Annotated in this window: 20 protein-coding genes; 10 read left to right on the forward strand and 10 right to left on the reverse strand. The window is 57.3% G+C overall.

Going from position 1 to position 23115, the window contains the following annotated elements; translation table 11 throughout:
* Positions 1–201: 201 nt before the first annotated feature.
* Entirely contained in the window at positions 202–477 is a 276-nt protein-coding gene (locus ACIOMO_RS04515) for a DUF2798 domain-containing protein (RefSeq protein ID WP_400644250.1), read from the reverse strand.
* A gap of 125 nt (positions 478–602) precedes the next feature.
* On the opposite strand from ACIOMO_RS04515, the gene ACIOMO_RS04520 reads away from it, so the two are divergent.
* The 6 genes from ACIOMO_RS04520 to ACIOMO_RS04545 all read left to right on the forward strand — a co-directional run bounded on the left by ACIOMO_RS04520 (position 603) and on the right by ACIOMO_RS04545 (position 7817).
* Positions 603–1529 carry a LysR family transcriptional regulator gene (locus ACIOMO_RS04520; protein WP_159812102.1) on the forward strand — a complete coding sequence of 309 codons (927 nt, stop codon included), beginning with the start codon at positions 603–605 and terminating at the stop codon, positions 1527–1529.
* An 89-nt stretch (positions 1530–1618) separates the two neighbouring features.
* On the forward strand, positions 1619–2035 hold the full coding sequence (locus tag ACIOMO_RS04525; RefSeq protein WP_212544465.1) for a GFA family protein: 417 nt from the start codon (positions 1619–1621) through the stop codon (positions 2033–2035).
* A gap of 96 nt (positions 2036–2131) precedes the next feature.
* A complete protein-coding gene (locus ACIOMO_RS04530) occupies positions 2132–2569 on the forward strand; it encodes a hypothetical protein (protein ID WP_401238482.1) in 438 nt (145 codons plus the stop codon).
* A 703-nt stretch (positions 2570–3272) separates the two neighbouring features.
* Entirely contained in the window at positions 3273–4112 is an 840-nt protein-coding gene (gene yghU / locus ACIOMO_RS04535) for a glutathione-dependent disulfide-bond oxidoreductase (RefSeq protein WP_401238485.1), read from the forward strand.
* Positions 4113–4329: 217 nt separating this feature from the next.
* Positions 4330–6507 carry a TonB-dependent siderophore receptor gene (locus ACIOMO_RS04540; protein WP_401238488.1) on the forward strand — a complete coding sequence of 726 codons (2178 nt, stop codon included), beginning with the start codon at positions 4330–4332 and terminating at the stop codon, positions 6505–6507.
* A 116-nt stretch (positions 6508–6623) separates the two neighbouring features.
* On the forward strand, positions 6624–7817 hold the full coding sequence (locus tag ACIOMO_RS04545; RefSeq protein ID WP_401238491.1) for an ATP-binding protein: 1194 nt from the start codon (positions 6624–6626) through the stop codon (positions 7815–7817).
* Positions 7818–7828: 11 nt separating this feature from the next.
* On the opposite strand, the gene ACIOMO_RS04550 is transcribed toward ACIOMO_RS04545, so the two are convergent.
* From ACIOMO_RS04550 to ACIOMO_RS04560, 3 genes are all read right to left on the reverse strand, one after another.
* Positions 7829–8470 carry a LysE family translocator gene (locus ACIOMO_RS04550; protein WP_401238493.1) on the reverse strand — a complete coding sequence of 214 codons (642 nt, stop codon included), beginning with the start codon at positions 8468–8470 and terminating at the stop codon, positions 7829–7831.
* 355 nt (positions 8471–8825) lie between these two features.
* Complete coding sequence (locus ACIOMO_RS04555; RefSeq protein ID WP_159812108.1) at positions 8826–9167, reverse strand: hypothetical protein; 342 nt, start codon at positions 9165–9167, stop codon at positions 8826–8828.
* 86 nt (positions 9168–9253) lie between these two features.
* Positions 9254–9898, reverse strand: a complete 645-nt coding sequence (locus tag ACIOMO_RS04560; protein ID WP_212550651.1) for an ATPase — start codon at positions 9896–9898, stop codon at positions 9254–9256.
* Positions 9899–10067: 169 nt separating this feature from the next.
* Between ACIOMO_RS04560 and ACIOMO_RS04565 the strand changes: the two genes are divergently transcribed.
* From ACIOMO_RS04565 to ACIOMO_RS04580, 4 genes are all read left to right on the forward strand, one after another.
* Positions 10068–10316, forward strand: coding sequence for a hypothetical protein (locus ACIOMO_RS04565; RefSeq protein WP_053120775.1), 249 nt, complete (start codon positions 10068–10070; stop codon positions 10314–10316).
* A gap of 144 nt (positions 10317–10460) precedes the next feature.
* The gene (locus ACIOMO_RS04570) at positions 10461–11618 is read left to right on the forward strand and encodes a GGDEF domain-containing protein (RefSeq protein WP_400645626.1); all 1158 of its coding nucleotides are present in this window, start codon (positions 10461–10463) and stop codon (positions 11616–11618) included.
* Positions 11619–11625: 7 nt separating this feature from the next.
* Positions 11626–12120, forward strand: a complete 495-nt coding sequence (locus tag ACIOMO_RS04575; RefSeq protein WP_401238497.1) for a PaaI family thioesterase — start codon at positions 11626–11628, stop codon at positions 12118–12120.
* 37 nt (positions 12121–12157) lie between these two features.
* A complete protein-coding gene (locus tag ACIOMO_RS04580) occupies positions 12158–12613 on the forward strand; it encodes an HIT family protein (protein WP_401238500.1) in 456 nt (151 codons plus the stop codon).
* 335 nt (positions 12614–12948) lie between these two features.
* Here the strand turns inward: ACIOMO_RS04580 and ACIOMO_RS04585 are convergent, their stop codons facing one another.
* The 6 genes from ACIOMO_RS04585 to ACIOMO_RS04610 form a co-directional block, all read right to left on the reverse strand.
* Positions 12949–15141 carry an OsmC domain/YcaO domain-containing protein gene (locus ACIOMO_RS04585; protein ID WP_401238503.1) on the reverse strand — a complete coding sequence of 731 codons (2193 nt, stop codon included), beginning with the start codon at positions 15139–15141 and terminating at the stop codon, positions 12949–12951.
* A 116-nt stretch (positions 15142–15257) separates the two neighbouring features.
* Entirely contained in the window at positions 15258–16826 is a 1569-nt protein-coding gene (locus ACIOMO_RS04590; protein ID WP_401238505.1) for a diguanylate cyclase domain-containing protein, read from the reverse strand.
* A gap of 20 nt (positions 16827–16846) precedes the next feature.
* On the reverse strand, positions 16847–17152 hold the full coding sequence (locus ACIOMO_RS04595; RefSeq protein WP_400748871.1) for a hypothetical protein: 306 nt from the start codon (positions 17150–17152) through the stop codon (positions 16847–16849).
* A 90-nt stretch (positions 17153–17242) separates the two neighbouring features.
* A complete protein-coding gene (locus tag ACIOMO_RS04600; RefSeq protein WP_401238508.1) occupies positions 17243–18874 on the reverse strand; it encodes a methyl-accepting chemotaxis protein in 1632 nt (543 codons plus the stop codon).
* 276 nt (positions 18875–19150) lie between these two features.
* Entirely contained in the window at positions 19151–19798 is a 648-nt protein-coding gene (locus tag ACIOMO_RS04605; protein ID WP_159812139.1) for a response regulator, read from the reverse strand.
* A gap of 42 nt (positions 19799–19840) precedes the next feature.
* Complete coding sequence (locus tag ACIOMO_RS04610) at positions 19841–23092, reverse strand: ATP-binding protein (protein WP_401238510.1); 3252 nt, start codon at positions 23090–23092, stop codon at positions 19841–19843.
* Between the last annotated feature and the right edge of the window lie 23 nt (positions 23093–23115).

Here is a 23115-nt window from a genome sequence, read left to right on the forward strand (position 1 = left end):
CTGACACACCGCGATCGCCAGCAGGCTCCCACATTGGGTTTTGCATGTATTCAGTTAGAAAGGTTGTGGGCCAAATAAACCTGTAGGAGCTGTCGAGTGAAACGAGGCTGCGATCTTTTGATCTGCCGTTGAAAAGGTCAAAAGATCGCAGCCTGCGGCAGCTCCTACAAGACGCCATCGCGACCGGCACAGTATTCGAGCTCAACGATGCGGATGCACGGTCATCGCGACCAGTTTGATCACGATCGGCCGCACCACGAGGATGCACAGAAACGCCACCGGCATCGCCAGCTTGTAGGCGTGCAGCGCATTACTCAGGTAGTCGTTATCAATGCCTGAATTGGCAGCGGTAATCACCAGCGACATCAGAAAAGCCATGATGGTCGCCATGTACAACGCAAACACATACGGCGTCGCTCGCGCCGAAAGCTTGCGGCGACTGACATAAACGGCTTCTGCATTGCTTCTTTGATTCATAGGGCTTTCCATCCATTGACAGGGAGCGGGCACGTTAGCAAAGCCCTGACCCCTCAACTAGACGGCCAAATGCAGGTGCTTTATAAAGCAGAACTTACGAATCAATCCCTTCCGGCAGGACATCGATGAATCTGTTAGCGGCGATTGCCAGTTTTATCAAAGTGGTCGAATCCGGCTCTATCGTCGGCGCCGCCAAGGCGTTGGGCGTCAGTGCCGCAGCGGTCAGCCAGACCATCAATCGCCTGGAAACACACCTCGGTGTGCGCCTGTTGCAACGCACTACCCGGCGCATGGCACTCACCGAAAACGGCGCGGTGTACTACGAAAAGGTCAAGCGCATTGCGGCGGATCTGGAGTCCGCGCAAAGTTCGATCAATCGCGAAGACAGCGAACTGCAAGGTCGCTTGAGCATCGCCTCGACCTCGGCGTTCGGCCGGCATGTGCTGGCGCCGCTGATTGCCGGTTTCGCCGCGCAACATCCGCGCCTGCTGATCGAGCTGTCGACCACCGACGGCAAGATCAATCACATCCAGGACGGCATCGATCTGAGCTTGCGGATCAAGCCGCAACTGGAGGACGGCATTGTCGCGCGCAAGATCGTGTCCCTGCCCTTCATCATGTGCGCCGCGCCGGCTTATTTGCAGCGCGCCGGCTGGCCACAATCGCCTGACGATCTGCAAAACCATGCGTGCCTGGCGTTTCGTTACCCCTTGGACGGGCGCTTTCTGCGCTGGAGTTTTATCCGCGATGGTCAGCGTTATGACGCCGATATCAACGCGACCGCGATCAGCGACGACATCGACGCGCTGACGCAGATGGCAATCCACGGCGCCGGCATCACCCGACTGGCGGAGTTCGTCGCGGCTCCGTATCTGCAAAACGGCCAGCTGCTGCCGTTGTTTGCACAACGCGACGACGCAACTCATGCAGTTGTCGAGCCCATGGAGATTTTCGCCTGCGTGCAGGAACGCGCGGCGATGACGGCCAAAGTCAGAGCGTTTATCGAGTATTTGACCGAGCACCTGAAACAGCGCTGGCCGATGGATTTTTGATACAAGTCGAACTCGCCGAAACGCGCGGAATCAGGCACAGTCGCGCCTCGGTGATCGCTGTACATCCTTCATGGAGAACCAAAACAATAATGCTCACACCTTCACCCCAAACCTTCCGCGGCAGTTGCCTGTGTGGCGCGGTCAAATACCAGATCCGCTCACGGCCCAAAGCGCTTTCGCACTGCCATTGCAGCCAATGCCGCAAAAGCCACGGCGCAGCATTTGCCAGCTTCGGCAGTGTGATGCGCGGCAATCTGGAATTGTTGCAGGGCGGTGAAGACCTCAAGTCCTATCAATCTTCTGAATCGGTGGTGCGCCAGTTCTGCTCGCACTGCGGCTCGTCGATGTTCTGGTCGCGGGCACAGGGTGAATTTGCCGAGTGGGTTTCGGTGGCACTGGGCACGCTGGATACGCACTTCACCTCGGACAATCAGAAGCACGTCGAGCTGACATCGAAAGCGTCGTGGTACGAGATGGCGGATCAACGGCCGAAGAGCCGCGCGTGAAGAGGGTAAACGGTGGTCGGGTTGATGCGACGGTTTCAGACGCCCGACGATCTGCTTAACTGAGTGGTTGCAGTTCTTTCTTAACGGAGGCCAGCCATGAAATTCAGTCATTCACTCACCGCACTGTTGGTAGTCTCCAGCCTGTTCGGTTGCGCCTCTTCATCCAAACCCGGCGCAAACGTGACGCTCACCGCCACTCGCCAAAACAGCGGGCAGATCGGCAACGTCACGCTCGCCGACTGGGGCAAGGACACCGGTTTCAGCTTCTTCATCAGCGGCGCACCCAACGGGGCTTCCCTGCCCTTGCGTCTGTACGCCTTCGTCAACAAAGGCAGCTGCGCACAGCCTGGGTCGGTGGCGTATGCGATGAACGACAAGGTCAATACCGAACGCCAACCGGTGCGTGGTTGGGCCTTCTCAAGAAGCGCGCCGGTGCCGTTGTCGACGTTGCTGGCCGGTGAGTATTACGTGGTGGTGCGCACGGCCGCGACGGACGGGAATGTCGATATTTTCTGCGGGGATATCCGCCAGTAATCAGATCTCAGCGTCTGACAGATTGCTTTCGCGAGCAGGCTCGCTCCCACATTTGATTTGGGGTGTGCCCGGGCTTTGTGTTCGACAGAAATCTGTAGGAGCAAAGCTTGCTCCCACATTTGAGTTGGGTGTACACGGGCTTTGTGTTCGACAGAATATCTGTAGGAGCAAAGCTCGCTCGCGATGGCGATGGCGACGGCGCAGACAACATCTCCATCGCCTGATGCACCGCTTTCGCGAGCAAGCTCGGCTCCTACAGTTATAGGTGGTTTGATCGGGATTTTGGGTACGGCCGAGAAACCTGTGGGAGCCGGGCTTGCCCGCGAAGGCGGCGGCAAGGTCAACATGTTCATCGCCTGATACAGCGCTTTCGCGAGCAGGCTCGCTCCCACATTTGATTTGGGGCGTACACGGGCCTTTGTGTCCGACAGAAATCTGTAGGAGCAAAGCTTGCTCGCGAAGGCGTCGGCACAGACAACCTCTCCATCGCCTGACACACCGCTTTCGCGAGCAAGCTCGGCTCCTACATGATTTGGGATGTAACCGAGATTTTGGGTGCGGCCGAGAACCCTGTGGGAGCGAGCCTGCTCGCGAAGGCGGCGGCACGGTTAGCATCAGCGTGGCAGGCAGTCCGGTTTTACATGCATCACCCTTGATTGGGTATATTCCTTCTCGTGCATTCATCGATGACGAGGTCTGTTTCATGAGCAAGTCGCCCTACGTTCCGCCCAAAGTCTGGAAACACGAAGCACCGTCCGGCGGTCAGTTCGCCAGTATCAATCGCCCGACGGCCGGGCCGACTCACGACAAAACCCTGCCGGTCGGCAAGCATCCTTTGCAGTTGTATTCCCTGGCCACGCCCAACGGCGTCAAGGTCACTATCCTGCTCGAAGAGCTGCTGGCATTGGGGCACACCGCTGCCGAATACGACGCCTGGCTAATCCGCATCAACGAGGGCGACCAGTTCTCCAGCGGTTTCGTCGAGATCAACCCCAACTCGAAAATCCCCGCCCTGCTCGATCACAGCACCGAGCCGCCGACTCGCGTGTTCGAATCCGGTTCAATCCTGCTCTACCTCGCGGAGAAATTCGGCGCCTTTCTGCCCAAAGACCCGGCTGGGCGCACCGAAACCCTCAACTGGCTGTTCTGGCAAATGGGCGCAGCGCCCTATCTCGGCGGCGGCTTCGGCCATTTCTACGCCTATGCGCCGGAGAAGCTCGAATACCCGATCAACCGCTTCACCATGGAAGCCAAGCGTCAGCTCGACGTGCTCGATCGGCGTCTGGCGGAAAGTCCGTATCTGGCCGGCGACAGTTACACCATCGCCGACATCGCAGTGTGGCCGTGGTACGGCCAACTGGTGCGCAACAACGTCTATTCGGCGGCGGAGTTTCTCGCGGCGCAGGAATACACCCACGTACAGCGCTGGGCCGAAGAGATCGCCAATCGTCCTGCGGTGATTCGTGGCCTGCGGGTCAATCGCACATGGGGCGATGAGGCAACTCAGGTGGCTGAGCGCCATCAAGCCGAAGATTTAAGCTGACGCCCTCTCCCCCTCGCTGCCGATCACAATGTTCGTCGATTGGCAGCGACTCCCCGCTTAGCCCCCCGTGTTCTCAAACGCGCCAAATGTGAAAATTTCATTAACTAACTGACTCGTACGGGTTTCTTCGAGCGATTCGATCTGCCAGACTAATGCGAATAATTCCTACACGCAGTCGCAACAGATTCGTTTTTGTATTACTCGGGGAAGCAGATTGATGTCGTTTCACACCAAAAGCCGTCGTGCAAACCGTTCACCTAACCTGTTGGCACTCGCCATCTGCATGGCCAGCATCACCAGCGTTTCAGCGGATCAAACGCCTGAAACCAAGCCTAAAGATGACGCCCCAGCCACCGTTCTGGAGCTCGGCGCCACCGAAATCGGCGCCACGCAAATGAGCAGCACCACCGAAGGTTCGGGCTCCTACACCACCGGCCCGATGCAGACCGCGACCAAATTGCCACTGACCATGCGCGAAACACCGCAAGCGGTAACCGTCATCACCCGCCAGCGCATGGACGATCAGGCCATGACCAGCGTCAACGACGTGGTCAAAGCGACGCCGGGGTTGTTCCTCAGTCAGTCCAGCGGCCCGGGCCGGCAGACTTACAGCTCGCGCGGTTTTGACATCGACAACATCATGTACGACGGCCTGCCGAGTTCGTACCAACCGTTCTCGATGGCCGTGCAACCGAATCTGGCGATGTTCGACCGCGTGGAAATCATTCGCGGCGCCACCGGTCTCGTCACCGGCGCCGGCAACCCTTCGGCCGCGATCAACATGGTGCGCAAACGCCCGACGGCCGAGCAGCAAGTCACCCTCACCGGCGCCGCTGGCAGTTGGGATGATTATCGCGGCGAGATCGACGCCTCCAGCCCGTTGAACGAGAGCGGCACATTGCGCGGCCGCGTGGTGGGTTCCTATCAGGGCGCCGACAGTTTCCGCGACAAAGAACAAAACGATCACGGCTTGTTCTACGCCATCGGTGAAGCCGACCTGAGCGACAGCACCACCGCATCCCTGGGCTTCTCGCGTCAGAACGAGCAGACCAACTACTTCTGGGGCGGCTTGCCGCTGGGCACCGACGGACACCACCTCGACCTGCCCCGCTCGACCTATCCCGGCACCGACTGGGAAAACAAGAAGCTGCAAATCGACACCGTTTTCGGCGATATCGAGCACCGCTTCAACAACGATTGGCGCCTGCACGTGGCGGGTTCCGCCTCGACGCTGAACGGCGAATTCTCCGGCACCTATCTGTCGCGCTACAGCGGCCCGCTGGAAACCACCGCCTACCAGTCGCACAACACCGACAAACAAAGATCGATCGATGCGTTTGCCAGCGGCCCGTTTGAAGCCTTCGGCCGCACCCACGAACTGGTCGTCGGTGCGAGCAATCGCGTCTACGATGCGACCTCCAAAGAATACGACCCATACACCACCGCCTGGCCGATCGGCGCGCCGAAACCTGATTTCGTGCGCGACAGCAAAACCCGTACCGTCACCACGCAGGACGCGGTTTACCTGACCACGCGCCTGAGCCTCGCCGACCCGCTGACACTGATCCTCGGCAGTCGCCTCGACTGGTATGACTATGACGATCGCAGCGGCGATGGCGACTTTAAAGTCACCCGCAACCTGACGCGCTACGCCGGCCTGATCTACAAACTCGACGATCATCACTCGCTGTACGCCAGCTACACCGACATCTTCAGCCCGCAATCGTCGAAAGACCTGTCCGGCAAAGTGCTCGATCCAATCGTTGGCGAAAACTACGAAGTCGGCATCAAGGGCGAATACTTCAACGGTGCGCTCAACGCCAGCCTGGCGGTGTTCCAGATCGACCAGACCAACCGCGCCACCACCGCCGAAACGCAGTTGGGTTGCCCGGTCATGACCTGTTATCAGGCCTCGGGCAAGGTTCGCAGCCAGGGCGTCGACATGGAACTGCAAGGTGCGCTGACCGAAAACTGGCAAGTGGGCGCCGGCTACACCTACACCCGCGCGCACTACATCAAAGACGAAAACCCGGCCAACGATAATCAGCAGTTCGACACCGACACGCCGGAGCACCTGTTCAAGGTTTCGACGATGTATCGCCTGCAAGGCCCGCTGGAAAAACTCCGCGTCGGCGGCAGCGTCTACTGGCAGAGCCGCATGTACAACGACGTGCCAGTCGCCAACGGCACCTATCGCGTCGAACAGGGCAGCTATGCCACCGCCGACCTGATGGCCGGTTACGAAGTCAACCAGCACCTCGATCTGCAAGTTAACGCCAACAACATCTTCGACCGCGTCTACTACTCCGCCATCGGCTCCAACACCACGTGGGGCTCCAACGACAACTACGGCGATCCGCGCAGCTACATGCTGACCGCCAAATACAAGTTCTAAAACGACCAACGGCGGCGGGATTTTCTCGGCGCCGTTGCATTTGTTGCGCTGGAGCAATTAGTCATGTCGGCTAATAAGAGATAGTCTTTGACAGATATCTTTTCGAAGCGCCCGCCATGACCGACCCGCAATTCTCAGCTGACATCGACGCGATCAGCAGCATAGACGCCGTGCCGGTGATTTTGAGCATGGTCAAACACCTCACCGGCATGCGCTTTGCGGCGGTCGCTCGTGTCACTGATCACAACTGGGTGGCCTGCGCTGTCGATGACTCCATCGATTTCGGCCTGAAACCCGGTGGCGAGTTGGTGCTGGAATCAACCATCTGTCACGAAATCCGCCAACACCAGCAACCGGTGATCTTCGGCCACGCCAGCACCCACCCGATCTTTTCCACGCACCACACGCCGATAACCTATGGCCTGGAAAGCTACATTTCCATTCCGATCGTCAAAGCCAATGGCGATTTTTTTGGCACGCTGTGCGCCATCGATTCGGTGCCGGCCAATCTCGATGAACCGGCCATCGCGAAAACCCTGACCCTGTTCGCCCAGTTGATCGCCATGAGCCTCGACACGCAAAGCCATCTGGCGGCCACCAAGGTTGAATTGGCCGATGCCAATGAACTTGGCCGATTGCGCGAGCAGTTCATCGCGGTGCTTGGGCATGATCTGCGCACGCCGTTGAGCGCAATTCGCATGAGCGCCGACCTGCTGGAAACCAAGACCGAAGAGAAACGTTCGCTGAATCTGATTTCGGCGATCCGCAACAGCTCGTTGCGCATGGGCGTGCTGATTGAAAACATCCTCGACTTTGCCCGTGGGCGATTGGGTGGCGGGATTCCGATCCAGCGCAAACTGGTCGATGACCTGCAACAGACGCTGCAGTTGACCCTTGAAGAAGTGCAGGCGTCACACCCGCGAGCGACGTTCACGCACACGCTGAACGTGCCGAGCGGCGTGTATTGCGATGCGCTGCGCATCAGCCAGTTACTGTCCAATCTTCTGGGTAATGCGGCCACTCACGGTTCGGTTCACGCGCCGATTGTCTTGAACGCCTACGCGGAGAACGATGAAATCGTGATCTCGCTGACTAACCAGGGCACTCCGATTTCGGCGCAATTGATGCCGCTGCTGTTCGAACCGTTTTCCCGTTCGGAAGCCGGCCATCGCAAAGAAGGTTTGGGGTTGGGGCTGTATATCGCGGCGCAGATTGCCACGGCGCACAACGGCACGTTGAGCGTAACTTCCGACGCCGAGTCGGGAACACACTTTGTGGCGCGGTTCCCGGCTCAGTTCAAGTGGGTTTGAGACGTCGTCCCTTACGCCGTCTGCCGGCGCATCGTCAGAATTGCTGCACCAAAACCGATGAACGTCGTCCCCACCACCCGGCTGACCCACCGCGACAGCGCGGGCCGGGTCAGTACGCCTTTGGCGCGTGACGCCAACGCCGCGTAAACGCTGAGCGACGATACCGAAAGCGCCATGAAGATCGAGGTCAGGATGAAAAACTGCGGCAGCAGCGCCGCGTCCTGATCGATGAACTGCGGGAACAGTGCGGTGAAAAACATCGTCGCTTTCGGGTTGGTCACTGCGGTGAGGAATGCCGATTTGAACAGCTTGCCGCGACTCGGGCGGTTTTTGCTGGTATCGCTGTCACTGCCAACTGCGAGCATTGGGCCCTTTTTCAGCAGTTGCTTGACCCCGAGGTAGAACAGATAGCCAGCGCCGAGAATCTTCACTGCGTTGAAGAGCATCTCAGAACTGGCGAGCAAGGCGCCGAGGCCCAGCATCGCGGCGGCGGACAGGCAGAACAGGCCGCTGGCATTACCCAGGGAAGACCAGATCGTGCTGCGCTGACCGTGAGCCAAGCTGTTGTTGATCGCCATCAACGTCGCCGGGCCGGGGCTGGCGATTGCGATGGCGCCGACCAGGGTGAAGGTCAGAATCGAGTGAGAATCCATTTTCAGTGCTCGCGACAGGTGGGTGTCGGCATGTTACAGCAGCCCTGAAAACCGTCATACACAGAACCCCGTGATGAAAGAGTAATTGTGGCAAGTGAGGTCATTGTGGTGAGGGGATTTATCCCCGATGGGGCGCGCAGCGGCCCTTTCTTTTAAATCTAAAGAGGGGCTGCTTCGCAGCCCATCGGGGATAAATCCCCTCGCCACAATGACCTCACTTGCCACAGAGGTTTTTCTCATGAGAGATTTCGTAGAGGCAAAAAAAAGCCCCGCAACCCAATAAAGGCGCGGGGCAAAAAATTGGTTGGTTGCGGCCAACCAAAGGAGCTCTTTCAGATACGTGTTCGCACAGTCTTCAGATGCAATCCTGTGCAGCACGTTCAAAACTGGAGGGCAGCAAGTTCGAGGCAAGCAAATGGCGTTCATAGATGAACACCTTGCCACCGGTGCCAGCCTTGTAGGCCTCCAGCACGTTGTCGGCGGAAATCTTGCTCGGCACCACGATCCGGTAGCTGCGCTGGGTTTGCGAAACAGTCGGGCTCAGCGCATCGCCCTGCAACTTCGGCACCACGCAATCGGCGTATTGCGCCGGGGTCTTGCTGGTCTGCAAGGTCAGGCTCGGCGTGTTCGGGGCGGAAGCACAGCCGCCGAGCAACAAGGAAGCAACCGCCAGAACAGGCACAAATAAAGGACGCATCGGGTTCAATCCTGAAAATAAAAGGTTCGGTTTAACCGGCAATGGTTCAGCCTCACGGAGCCGCCATCGCCATTTATGTGTTGGGTTCAGCTCGCGGCGACCAGGGCCTTGAGCGAAGCGTCGAACTGCTTCAACGCATTCAGTTGCAGGTCACGCTGCTTGTCGATCTGCGCAGCGACGGCAGGCGCTGCAAGGTTATGCACCCAGACCGATGGCAAGTTTTTCTCCACCGCGCCTTCGGCCTTGCCGATGTATTGCAGATTGGCGTCGTAGAATTTCGCGGTAAAACGCGCTTCAACCAGGCTATTACGCTGAGTCAGCAAGCGATTAAACGTGTCGAGCTTGACCACCACGTCCGGATGCGCCTGAATCAAGGCATCGAGATTGTCGTAAACGGTTACCGACAAAAACTGCTGCTGCAACGAACTGATTAACCAGTCGACCGCCAACTCCGGATCGGAACTGGCGACAAACGCTTCACGAATCCGCGAGTCCAGCGCATCTTTTGCGCCGTTCGCCGCCATGTCGTGGTAACGCGCCAGGTATTGCAGGTTTTCCAAAGTGTTTTCGCTGTACAACACACCGACCGTTTGCGTGTGTTTCAACGCCGCACTGCTGGCCGTGATCGGTTGCAAGTGACACGACCGGGCGTCGTCTGCGTAGGTCGGTGCAGCGGCAACCGCCCCGCCCATCAGCAGGGCGACCAGAGCCAGTCGGGTCAATGTGTTCATCGCGCAAATTCCTTGAGCAGCGTGTTCGATGGAGGCAATTTTCCGCCTAACGCCGCTAAAGCAGAACTTCCGTTTCGTGATGATCACTATTACTTCCAGCGATAGTTGCGCGCCGTGTAGATTGATACACACTCAATTCCAACGAAAAATAATCACAGAGGATCTTTCCTTGAGAACGTTTGATCTGATCCGCGACGCCGTACTGCCCGACTTCCGTGATCGGGTGGCCGAATACCTTGTCCAGTACGAAAGCGTCCTGCTCGACAAAGACATCCACGACCCACAGCTCATTCTCGACACCGCCAATCAACTGCGCGGCTACCTGCGTGGGCTGAACACCACGCGGGTGTTAGGCATGGCCTATTGGGAAGAACTGGATCGACGGGTGGTGGACACCTGGCTCGCGCCGCAGCCATGACCGAACGCCCGACGCGCGACGGCTCACACCGTCCGCGGCCGGGCCGACACCAGTGGTCTGCGCGGCAACGCGCCCCCTGCGAAAAATCCGCCCAAACGCTTACAATCGCCGGTCTCACTGCCCAATAGACAGGCTCGCTCAGAAATGCCGCTCGACCCTATTACAATGCTGACCATCTCGATTGCGCTTGCAGCCGCCGCGGCGCTGTACCTGGCGATCGAGTGGCGCAGCATTCGCGAGCCTTCCCTGCTGTTCTGGAGCGCCGGTTTCGCCACGATCACCGTCGGTTCCACCCTCGCCTTGCTACGCAGCAGCGGCTTTTTGCTGATCGGCATCTGGTTCGCCAACGGTCTGCTGGTGACCGCACACTTTCTGTTCCTGCTCGGTGTCGCGCGCTTCACCCAGACGCGCCTGTCGAGCGCCTGGTATCTGATTTTCGTCACCTGGCTGGTGATGTTGCTGCTGCCGGACGGGCCGCTGTGGTCGAAAGTCATGCTCGCGGCCAACTCGTTGCTGGTGGCGCTGGCAACGCTCAAAGGCAGTTTTCTGCTGCGCCCGCACGGTAAATCCCTGAGCGTCGGCGCCGTGCAATTGCGCTACGTTTTACTGGTGCACGGGGCTTTTTATATCGCCAAGGCGCTGACCGTGGTCATCCCCGGCACGTTGATTGATCTGGCGGCATTCCGTGGTGAGATCATCCAGATTTCACTGGTCGAAGGCGCGATGGCGATCATGCTGATTGCGCTGTCGATGACCGGCACCGAGCGCTATCGCCGCGAAAAAGAGATCGCCCGCCTCGCCGAACGCGATCCGCTGACCGCCCTCTACAACCGCCGCGCCCTGGAAAAACGTGCGCCGCGCTTGCTCGCCGATGTCTCGGCTGAACGTCCCGGCGCCCTGCTGCTGATCGATATCGACAACTTCAAACTGGTCAACGATCAGTACGGCCATATCGCTGGCGACCGCTTGCTGATCGCCTTGAGCGAGATGATTCGTTCGCTGCTGCCGCGTAATGCGCTGACAGCTCGATTGGGTGGCGACGAGTTCGTCATCCTGCTCAACGGCGCCACAAGCGAACGTATCGTCGAACTCGGCAACGTGCTGCGCGAGCAGTTTCTCGGCACCACTGCGCAGACATTCCCCACCACCGAACCCGTCACCTTGAGCCTCGGCGCCACTCTGTTCGAGGCGCCGCCGGCCAGTCTGGCGGCGCTGATCGAACAAGGCGACGCCGCGCTCTACGAATCCAAACGCGGTGGCCGCAACCGCATTCGCCTCACCGGGCTCCCACTTTCAGGATGAAAACACCATGACCAGCCTCGACACTGCTTTGCAAGACAGCGCCGCACCAGAAGGCGTTTGCTACGGCTGCGGCGGTAGCAATCCGCACGGTCTGCACATCAAAAGCTACTGGCATGAAGACGGCGTGCACGTCCTCGCCGAGCACGTGCCGGACGCCAAATACTGCGGTTGGCCGGATCTGGTCTACGGCGGCTTGATCGCGATGCTGGTCGACTGCCACTCCAACTGGACGGCGATGGCCTACCACTACCGCGCCGAAAATCGCGAGCCGGGCAGCCTGCCGCGTATCGATTGCGTCACGGGCAATCTGGGCATCAAATTCATCAAGCCGACGCCGATGGGTGTGCCGCTGACGTTGAAGGCCAGGGTTGAAGGCGAAGTCGGGCGCAAGTCGCGGGTGATCTGCGAGGTGTTTGCCGGCGATGTGCTGACAGCGGTGGGTGATTCGGTGTTTGTGCGCGTTGATACGGGATCATTGGCGGATGCTGCGCACGGACGTTAAGGTAATTTGAACTCAAAACTTTCATCAAGGATTGTGAATGTCGCTTATCTCGCAACGCGTCGAAATGGCCCGCAATGGCAGCAACGATAAAGTCATCTGCCGCATGGCTTCGGGCTGGGCAGTCATGGGCGATGTGCAGTTTCTGCCGGGTTATTGCCTGCTGCTGCCCGACCCGGTGGTGCCGAGTTTGAATGATCTGGACGCGGAGGCCCGGGCGGTTTACCTGCTCGACATGGCGCGCCTCGGGGATGTGGTTTTGGCGGTCACCGGTGCGCTGCGCATGAATTATGAAATTCTGGGTAATTCAGAGCCAGAGCTGCATTGCCATTTGTTTCCCCGTTACGCCACGGAACCGGACGACAAACGCAAAATGCCTGCGTGGTTTTATGACTGGAAGACGGCGGTGCCTTATGCGGAGGATGTGCATGGGGAACTGCGGATGAGGATTGCGCAGATGCTGGAGCCCCTCACCCTAACCCTCTCCCAGAGATAGAGGGGACTGATTGGGGGATGCTGATGAGGTTCGCCGACCTGAAAGTGCTCTGCTGAATCCAGAATCCAATGGGGGTCGGCATTCGATGTTTGGGTTGATCACCTATGCCCCTCACCCTAGCCCTCTCCCAGAGGTAGAGGGGACTGATTGGGGGATGCTGGTGAGGTACGCCGACCTGAAAGTGCTTTGCTAAATCCAGAATCGACTCGGTCTTCTGAAAGCGCTTCACCGAATCCATAATCGACTCGGTCGTTCAGGTCGATGTAACCCGCAAGACACCTCGGTCGGCCCCCTCTCCCTCCGGGAGAGGGCTGGGGTGAGGGTAACAATTCACGCTACTGAAAATCAGCCCGAGCCGAATGCAATTTCTTATAGCTCTCAATCAAGCGCAAATGCCGATCCAGCCCTTCCAGTTTCATGCTCGTCGGCGTCAAACCGTAAAACCGCACGTTACCGTTGACCGAGCCAATCGCCGCATCCATCCGCTCGTCACCAAACATCCGGCGGAAGTTGGCTTCGTAGTCTTCCAGCAGCAAATCCTCATCCAGTTCCATCTCCAACACCACGTTCACCGCTTGATAGAACAAACCGCGCTCAACCGTGTTGTCGTTGTATTGCAGGAACGCTTCAACCAGATCCTTCGCCTGTTCAAACTTCTGCAACGCCAGATAAATCAGCAAACGCAGTTCCAGAATCGTCAACTTGCCCCACGGCGTGTTGTCGTCGAATTCGATGCCGATCAGCGTGGTGATTTCGGTGTAATCGTCCTGCTCGCTGTTTTCCAGGCCTTGGGCAAGGTTGCGCAGGCCGACTTTGCTCAGGCTGTGCAGGTTGAGGATGTCAGCGCGGAATTGCAGGGCTTTGTTGGTGTTGTCCCAGATCAGGTCTTCGATCGGGTAGATCTCCGAGTAGTCCGGCACGAGGATGCGGCACGCCTTGGCGCCGATGTGCTCGTAGACCGCCATGTAGACTTCTTTGCCCATGTCTTCGAGGATGCCGAACAGCGTCGCGGCCTCTTCGGCGTTGGAATTTTCGCCTTGTCCGGAGAAGTCCCACTCGACGAATTCGAAGTCCGGCTTGGCACTGAAGAAGCGCCACGACACCACACCGCTCGAGTCGATAAAATGCTCGACAAAGTTGTTCGGCTCGGTCACCGCTTGCCCGGAGAACGTCGGCTGCGGCAAGTCGTTCAAGCCTTCAAAACTGCGGCCCTGCAGCAATTCAGTCAGGCTGCGTTCCAGCGCTACTTCCAGGCTCGGGTGCGCGCCGAACGAGGCGAACACGCCGCCGGTGCGCGGGTTCATCAGGGTCACGCACATCACCGGGAATTCACCGCCCAGCGACGCGTCCTTGACCAGCACCGGGAAGCCCTGCTCTTCCAGGCCTTTGATGCCGGCGAGGATGCTCGGGTATTTCTCCAGCACTTCCTGTGGCACATCCGGCAAAGACATTTCGCCTTCGAGGATTTCGCGTTTCACCGCGCGCTCGAAGATTTCCGACAGGCACTGCACCTGCGCTTCGGCGAGCGTGTTGCCCGCGCTCATGCCGTTGCTGAGGTAGAGGTTTTCGATCAGGTTCGACGGGAAGTACACCACTTCGTCATCGGACTGGCGCACAAACGGCAGCGAGCAGATGCCGCGCTGGGTGTTGCCGGAGTTGGTGTCGTACAGGTGCGAACCGCGCAGCTCGCCGTCGCGGTTGTAAATGCCGAGGGTGTACTCGTCGAGGATTTCCGTCGGCAGTTCGTCTTTCGCGCCGGGCTTGAACCATTGCTCGTCCGGGAAATGCACGAACTCGGCGTTGGCGATCTCTTCGCCCCAGAACTGGTCGTTGTAGAAGAAGTTGCAGTTCAGCCGCTCGATGAACTCGCCCAGCGCCGAAGCCAGCGCGCCTTCTTTGGTCGCGCCTTTGCCGTTGGTGAAACACATCGGCGAATGCGCGTCGCGGATGTGCAGCGACCAGACGTTTGGCACGATGTTGCGCCACGAAGCGATTTCGATCTTCATGCCGAGGTCGGCGAGAATGCCCGACATGTTGGCGATGGTCTGCTCCAGCGGCAGATCCTTGCCAGCGATGTAGGTGCCTGCCTCGGACGTGGAAACCGGCATCAACAAGGCTTGCGCATCGGCATCGAGGTTGTCGACTTCTTCGATGATGAACTCAGGGCCGGTCTGCACGACCTTCTTCACCGTGCAGCGATCAATCGAACGGAGGATGCCCAAGCGATCCTTGTCGGAGATGTCCGCTGGCAGTTCGACCTGGATCTTGAAGATCTGGTTGTAGCGATTTTCCGGGTCGACGATGTTGTTCTGCGACAGGCGAATATTTTCCGTGGGGATGTTGCGGGTGTCGCAGTACAACTTCACAAAGTAAGCCGCACACAACGCCGACGAAGCCAGAAAGTAGTCGAACGGCCCCGGTGCCGAGCCATCGCCTTTGTAGCGAATCGGCTGATCGGCGATCACCGTGAAGTCGTCGAACTTGGCTTCAAGTCGAAGGTTGTCGAGAAAGTTGACCTTGATTTCCATGCGGGATTACCAGAATACGGCTAAACGAATGGCCGCCATTATCCGGTTTTTGCGCGGGAAGTCTTGCGGTTTCGGGAACGGCCGCTGACCGGTTCCAGAGACCGCAACCCTGGCGGCTACCCGGCTTTCGCCACCGCGTCGAGCATCTGGGTGAAGAAGCGCACAGCGTTCTTGCCGGATTTTTTCGCCTCATACATGGCTTTGTCGGCCTGATCCACAAGCTCAATCGGCGTGTGGCCCTGATCCGGGTAGAGGCTCACGCCAATGCTTGGGGTGACGGACACCGGATGACCTTTCGCCAGAATCGGCTCGCCCACGGCGGCGAGCAGTTTGCGTGCAATCGGTTCGATCTGTATGGCCTCGTGAATATCTTCAAGGATGAAAGCGAACTCGTCACCACCCAGTCGAGCCACGGTATCAACGTCCCGCAATACGCTTTTCAAACGTTTGGCCACAGTGATCAGTGTGTCATCGCCAACGCCATGCCCCAGGGTGTCGTTGATTTCCTTGAAGTGATCCAGATCGAGAAACATCACCGCCACTTTCAAACCGGAGCGATGAGCGCGAGCGAGGGCTTGGGTCAGACGTTCGCGAAATAACAGGCGATTGGGCAGCCCGGTCAATACATCGTGGGTTGCCAGGTAGCCCTGAAACTCCTGATCGGCGTGCTGTTGGGTGATGTCGCTGCAAACCGCCACGTAGTTGAGATCGGTTTTGTTCAGGCCCGCAATCGCGGTAATCGACAGTGATTCAAGATAGAAATCACCATTCTTCTTGCGGTTCCACACTTGCCCTTTCCAATGCCCTTCATCAATCAGGCATTGCCACATCTCTTTGTAAAACTCCGGGGACTGCCGGCCGGAACTCAACATGTTCGGGTTGCAACCCAGCACTTCCTGTTCCGTATAACCGGTCATGCCATAAAAGGCCGGGTTAACTTTGGTGATATGCCCGTGGCGATCAGTAATGATCACGCTGTCCAGCGTGACGTTGAACACCTGATTGACCAACCACAGATGTTCACGGGATCGACGTACGGCATTGTCGCGCTGGTGCCGCCAGCGCAGCGCCAGGCCGGCGACCCCGACGGTTCCCAAACAGAACAACAAGACGGCGACGCTGACAAACCGTGCAAATACCTGTTGGCTCAGAGCAGAAAACCGGGCGGCCTGTTCAATGTTGGTGTCGATGTCCCGGGCAATCAACTGATCGATATGCTCCAGATAGGGAATGCGCGCCTGGTACCACTGCGCTGAGTAATCATTGCTCGCCAAACGTTTAAGGCTGGCGCGTACGATAGCGCTGGCCTTGGGCAACTCGGCTCTGATTTGGTCGGCAAGCAACGTCTCCTTCGTACTGCTGATACCGTTGGGATCGTACAGCGCCCATTCCTTATTGATGACCGCCAATTGCGCATTGATCGCTTGGGTGTATTCCGCTGTTTGCGCAGGATCGCGCAAAGCGAACGTCCGCCAGTGCAATCTACGGATATCAAAAAGTGCAGAGCGGATGGTCGACAGGTGGCCAATAGTTGCAACATTGCCGTTAAACATCGTACTGACATAACCGTCGACTTTCTTCACCGCAAACACGCCACCCACAGCCAGCAGTATGGCCAGGGTGACGCCCGCCGACAGGACAACCAGAAAGCGCGGACTGGAATCAATAGCCAGAAAATTTCGCATTATTATTCGCCACCAATAAACTACAGGACGCGTGAAGACCAATCATTATTGACCACTAACTTCAATGCCCGAACCCCTGGATGACATAACACCCTGGACACGAGGTTATGATCAAGCCAGGCGTTAAGCTCATAGATCCTGACAGGCGACGCTCCCGGATAACTTCTCAGCAGCATGACGATTTCATTCTTTGCATGAAAGTTTGCATGCAGAAATCGACTGTCGACGTATTGATTGATAAACCAGTTAACATCGCAGGTTTCGACCCGCGATATATAAATGGTGCGCAAGCTTTCCGGATAGTGAGCTTTGAATTCGGGAATCATGTTAACTCCTGCCGCCGTGTTAGTTAAATCGTCGTCCTTAAGTATTTCTGCCGATTGTCTGAAACCTGCAACGGGCCAACCGCTGCCTACTTAGAATTCGAAACGAGTAACCAGTTTGTTCAGGTTGGTCGCCAACACCGACAACTCATTACTGGCGGTAAATATCTGATCCGCCGCTGCCGTACTTTGCATCGACAGGTTATTGATGCTGACCAGGTTTTGATCGACCGACTTCGCCACTTGCGCTTGCTCTTCGGAAGCCGTGGCAATCAAGCAGTTTCGTTCATTGATGTCGAACACCGCTTTGGTAATTTCGGTAATCGCCACCCCGGCCTCGCGGGCGATGCTCAGCGTGGCGATGGCCTCAAGATCGGTCTGTTTCATCGAAGACACTGCGCTTTCCGAACCGGCCTGAACGCCTTCGATCATCTTCTCGATTTCCTGGGTGGATACTTGAGTGCGATGCGCCAGTGCACGAACTTCGTCAGCCACCACGGCAAAGCCGCGACCCTGCTCGCCCGCCCTCGCCGCTTCAATGGCCGCGTTCAGTGCCAACAAGTTGGTCTGCTCGGCGATGGCTCGAATCACGTCGAGTACTTTGGCGATACTTTGCGTCTGCAACGCCAGTTGTTCGATCTGCGTGCCCGTACTTTGTACGGCACCGCTGAGGTTTTCGATGGACGCAATGGTTTCAGTGACGCGCTCCATGCCCGTGCGTGCCGAGCGTTCCGATTGTTGCGTCGAGACGGACGCCGCCACCGCATTGCGCGCCACTTCCTCCACTGCTGCGGTCATCTGGTTGACGGCCGTTGCCGCCAACTCGGTTTCACTGCTCTGCTGTTGAACGCTGGCATTGGACTCATAAGTGATGGCGCTCAACTCTTCCGAAGAGGCCGCCAGCATGGAGGACGACTCGGAGATATGCAGGATGGTCTGTTTCAGGTTGGTGAGCATTTCTGCGGTCGAGGTCTGCAACTCGGTGATTTCGTCCCTGCCGGACACCTCCACTTCGCCCACCAGATTGCCGGCGGCAATTTTTTTCGTCGACGCCAACAGCGCGCGGACTGGCAAAATAATGCTCCGGGTGAAGAGCATGGTGATAACGGCGGTGGCCAGCACCGCCAGCAACACGATGATGATGGTCGCGGTGGTGCTGTGTTGGGCTTCGACCTGAGCCATCGCGCCGGAGGTTTCCGAGCGATCACTCATCAGGCTTTGCAGACTTTCTGCCGCGGCCATCACATGATCTGCTGCAGGCGCAGTATTGGACCGGATAAACGCGACGGTGTCGTCTTCGGAGCCTTTGCGGCCAATCAATAGAAGTTGATCAACCTGTTTCAAATATTCCTCAACATTGGCATGTAGAATATCGTAACGCGCCTGCTCTTCGGGCCCATAAATCAACGGAACATAAGCCTGAGTTTCGACGTTCAATGAGTTGCGCAACTCTGTCAGTGTTGCACCGGCCTTATCGATTTCAGCGGCGCCCCGTGAACTGCTGATGGCATAAAACAAATTGGCCAGGCGCAACTTATAGGTCGCGGCTTCAATCTTGGCAGCTTGACGCACGCTGGGCAGGCAATTGTCACGCAAGTCACCCACGGCCCATTGCACATTATTCATGCGCCACAATGATTGCCCACCCAATATCAGCAGCAACAGACAAGTAAGGCCGAAGCTCAATAATGTCCGAGGGACTAATTTAATGCTTCTGATAGACATCTACATCACCGTGTTCGATAGTTTATGTAACTTACTTGTCCCACGACACTAAACCGAAGAAACCGGCCCACGCCTGCGCATTCAAGCCAGGCAACGATGGGCGTCCACTTACTAAGCGTGCTCATGAGAAAATATGGAAACGTCCGCCGAAAATCCCGGCTAACCGTTATTTCAGGCACAGTACGTTTGAACAAACAGCCGGGCTATCAGGCAATCCTGAAAAATGAAGGGTGTTGAGACGAAAAAACCTGGATTAGAGCAATCCAGGTGATGGACTTATTGGAACAAATTGGCCTCAAGACAATAGGTTATGAGGTCTTGATCACTGGCCACTTCAAGTTTGCGCATCGCCGCCACTTTCTGGCTACTGATGGTCTTCGCGCTGCGGTTCTGGTTAATCGCGATATCCCGCAAGCTCATGCCAGAAACGAACAGCCGAAGGATTTCCAGTTCACGCAAGGACAGCAAGGCAAGCCGCTCGTCAATCTGGCGATTGTTTTCGACCACGGTGATCTTGTTGAACCCGGGGGATTTGTAGCGACGCTTTTGGCTAAGTGCATCCAGCGCCCGTTGCACCTCCGCATGCAACTGGCTCTTTTGCACCACCCCGGCCACGCCGAGTTCGTAAAGCCTGGAAAGAATCAGGTTGTTCGAGACCATGGTCAGCACAAGGATCTGCATCGACGGATAGCTGCGCACCAAATACTTGATGAGTTTCAGCCCGTCTCCGTAGATGGAGTTTTCCGGCATGTTGTAGTCGGTCACCAGTATGTCCGGCCTGACAGTCTCTAACAGTCCAGCCAGTCCGCTAGAGCTGGTCGCCTCCCCTATCACTTGAAAACGGCCATCACGCTCAATGAGCTCGCGAACGCCCAACAGGACAATCGGGTGGTCATCAGCGATGACGACGGTGATTTTTTGCATGCTCATTGCGCACTCACATTAATTCGAATCGATTTGCAGCCATCATAAAGAACCCACTAAATCTTCCAGTACAGACAGCGCTTGTTCGACTTCGCCGGTCAACTCGGCATCAAGACGCTGGTCACGTACTTTGTATTCCAGTTGCGCAAACGACGCCGACAACTGATCAGCGCGCACCACTGCCAGGGCGCCGCTGACCGAGTGCAACACTTGCGCAAGTTCCTCGACCTGCGCCATGCCGAGCGCGGATCGGGCACTCGCCATGTCCGTCTGCATGGTGCTGTGAAACAACGCGCGCATCGCGTCGGACAGGACAATCGGCACGGCGCTTACAACCCGGGCAGGAGGTTGCGCTATACCCGCAACATCCTCGGACTTCAAACTCGCCAGCACCCTGAGCAAATCCGCGAGGCTCAAGGGTTTCACCAGCCAGGCGTTCATGCCAGCGGCAAGGCAGCGCTCTCCTTCGTCGCGCATGGCGTTGGCAGTGATGCCGAAAATCGGCAAATCGCTGTCGGTCTCACGGATCGATCGGGCCAGTTCATAACCGCTCAGCACAGGCATATTCACGTCGGTCAACACCGCATCAAAGCGCTCTTGCTCCCAAAGTTTCAGCGCCTGCAAGCCGTTGCCCGCCAACAGGACATTACAACCCAGCGCCTCCAGTTGCTCCTTGAGAATAGCCTGATTAATCAAGTTGTCTTCTGCCACCAGCACGTTCAGATTCAGCGACGGCAAGACGCTGTTCGGGGGCGCCGCAGCCGTCACACTCTGTTGGTTTTTCTCCATCATCAGCGCATTGGCAATGGCTTTAACGAAGTGAGCGCTGACGCGTAAACCGTTGTCCGCGCGCTCCGCCACCCTGGAACCATCACTCAGGCAAGTAATCGTTCTGCCCGACCACTGGAAGGGCAGTTCTGCGCTGCCAAACACATCAATCAGCACGGCGCCTGAATGGACGTCCGCTGACTTGTTCATGAACGCCGTTGCACGACAGCCCCAACGGGTCAACCATCCGCAGATATTGTCGGCCACTTCCCGTGCCGGAGCGCGGACGTAAACATCGATGCCTGCGAGGTCAATGTCCGGACTCAGGGCACTGGCTTCAGCGGGCTTGGCGAGCGTTAACCGCAGGGTGAAACTGCTGCCCAGCCCCGGCTCACTGATGACCGTAATCTCGCCGCCCATCAGTACCGCGAAACGGCTGCAGATCGATAAACCAAGCCCGGTGCCACTGATCAGATTACTGGTGCGCGCCTGGTAGAACGGTTCAAACAAGTGCCGTTGTTGCTCGGCAGTGATGCCGATGCCGGTATCCGCCACCTGAAATTCGAGGGTGACTTGATGTTCCTCATCTTTCAGGACGCGACAGCGCAGAACCACTCTGCCGATGTTGGTGAACTTGATCGCGTTACTCAAAAAGTTATTGATGATCTGCGCGGTTCTGACCTCGTCGCCTACCAGCACATTCGGGATGCCGGGATCGATGCAGGCGTAAATCTGCAAGCCCTTGGCCCTGGCATTGGCAACGTGCGCAGAGATGACGTTTTCGGCGAGATCCAGTGGATTGAAGATCATCGAGTCGAGCTTCATTTCGCCTGACTCGATTTTCGAAACGTCCAATACATCACTGATTATTTGCAGAACCGTCGATGACGAAATACGGATAGTTTGCAGGTACTCAAGCTGCCTCTTTTCAAGAGGCGTTAAACCGAGAAGTTCCAGGGTGCCCAGAACGCCGTAGAGCGGTGTGCGAATCTCGTGGCTCATGGTCGCGAGAAAGATGGTTTTCGCTTCGTTGGCTTTTTCTGCCTGCCGTTTGGCATCACGCAACGCCGCGGCGAACTCCTGGTTTTGCGTGACATCGGAAAAGGCGCACAGCAGCACATCCTGTTCCTGATACCTGGCTGTCGACGCGTTGATCAGGTAATAGCGGCCCTGCATCACCATGCACGCTTCACCTTCAAGCGTTGTCGCAGGGTGACCCAGCATCTCGACCAGGGCTTGAGAAACCGGCCGGTTATTCTGTGCCTGCTGATTCTCGATAACGAGTGCACCATCATTCAGGCGAATGGCAACTAACGCCGCAGGGCCATTCTCGATGACCGACTGATTGAATGCCTCACTTTCGACGAGTTGCACTTGGGCGCTATTGGCCGGCAGCACGATGCGGTTGTAGAAAGTCCGGTACAGCCATCTGAAAGCGAAAAACAATAGCAGCGATATCACCAGCAATCGCAGCAAGGGAAACAGTGCCCAACGGAGCAGGCTTGCGTAATCAATGAAGTACTGCGCGGCCCAACGCTGACCGCTGATTGATTGATCAATCACCGAGATCGACAAGCCATTGTCACTGAAGAACAGGCCTTCTTCCTGCACCGGCGTATCCAGTAGCCCGGTCAACACGGCGCCCTTCGGTGAGATCAACGCGAAGTGACCATGAAACGGCAAATCCGTGTTTCGGCCGACGCCACTTAGCCGTTTAGTGTCCAGCAAAGTGGCCACCACCATATGTTCCATACCACTTTGTGTGCGAATCGGGCCGCTCGGTAAATCACCCACGACGTAGGCCAATACTTTGCCACTCCAGCCCATGTCCTGTGCATTCCCCGGCACGTGGCTCCAGTGAACTTTCGGTGTTGTCGAAGAGATCGGTGTTGCCGCCACCTGTTGATTGATCTGTTGCACCAGATCCTTGTAATTCTGCAATGAAAGAAACGTCTGGCTGCGGAACTTGCCAATGGCCGGCACGGCGATACTGCCGGAAGTTTCCGGACTGAATGCGAAGACCTGTGGCGAGAGAAAATTGGATTGGGCCCAAAAACGGCTGTAGTAATTGGTCAGATGCCAGCCTAGAGAAGACAACACCGCCAGGCTTCCCTCGCGCAGACCTGTTGGCTGGGCCACGGTAAATGGCAGAGAAAAGCTGCTTTCGCTGACTTCAAATATTTGATGATCGACGTCGCTGTATTGCGCAGTGGGTTTCAGGGTGCCTGGAGCCGTCAGCGTCTGTTCGGTGGTGGTCGCCATTTTATCGGCGATGGCTTGCAGAAACGTTTCCTGCTCGCGAACGTTCTCGATGATTCGCGTGAAGTGTGCCCTCGCCTTTTCTTCCTCGCCGCCCAGCAAAAGCATGATCGCCCTGAAGTTGGTCAGGACCAACACCGCCACTACGCCCAACGACAGCAGAAGCCCGCCGCTGAGTCGCGTGGAGCTTTTAGCCAGTTTTCCAAACAGGGTGTCCGCTCTCATCAATCGCCTCGAAAAGGATGTAACGCGCCAGGCGCCCTTCAATAGTAGTCAACGTGGCTATTTTG

This window comes from Pseudomonas sp. NPDC087804, from assembly GCF_044742965.1.
Classification (GTDB): domain Bacteria; phylum Pseudomonadota; class Gammaproteobacteria; order Pseudomonadales; family Pseudomonadaceae; genus Aquipseudomonas; species Aquipseudomonas rustica.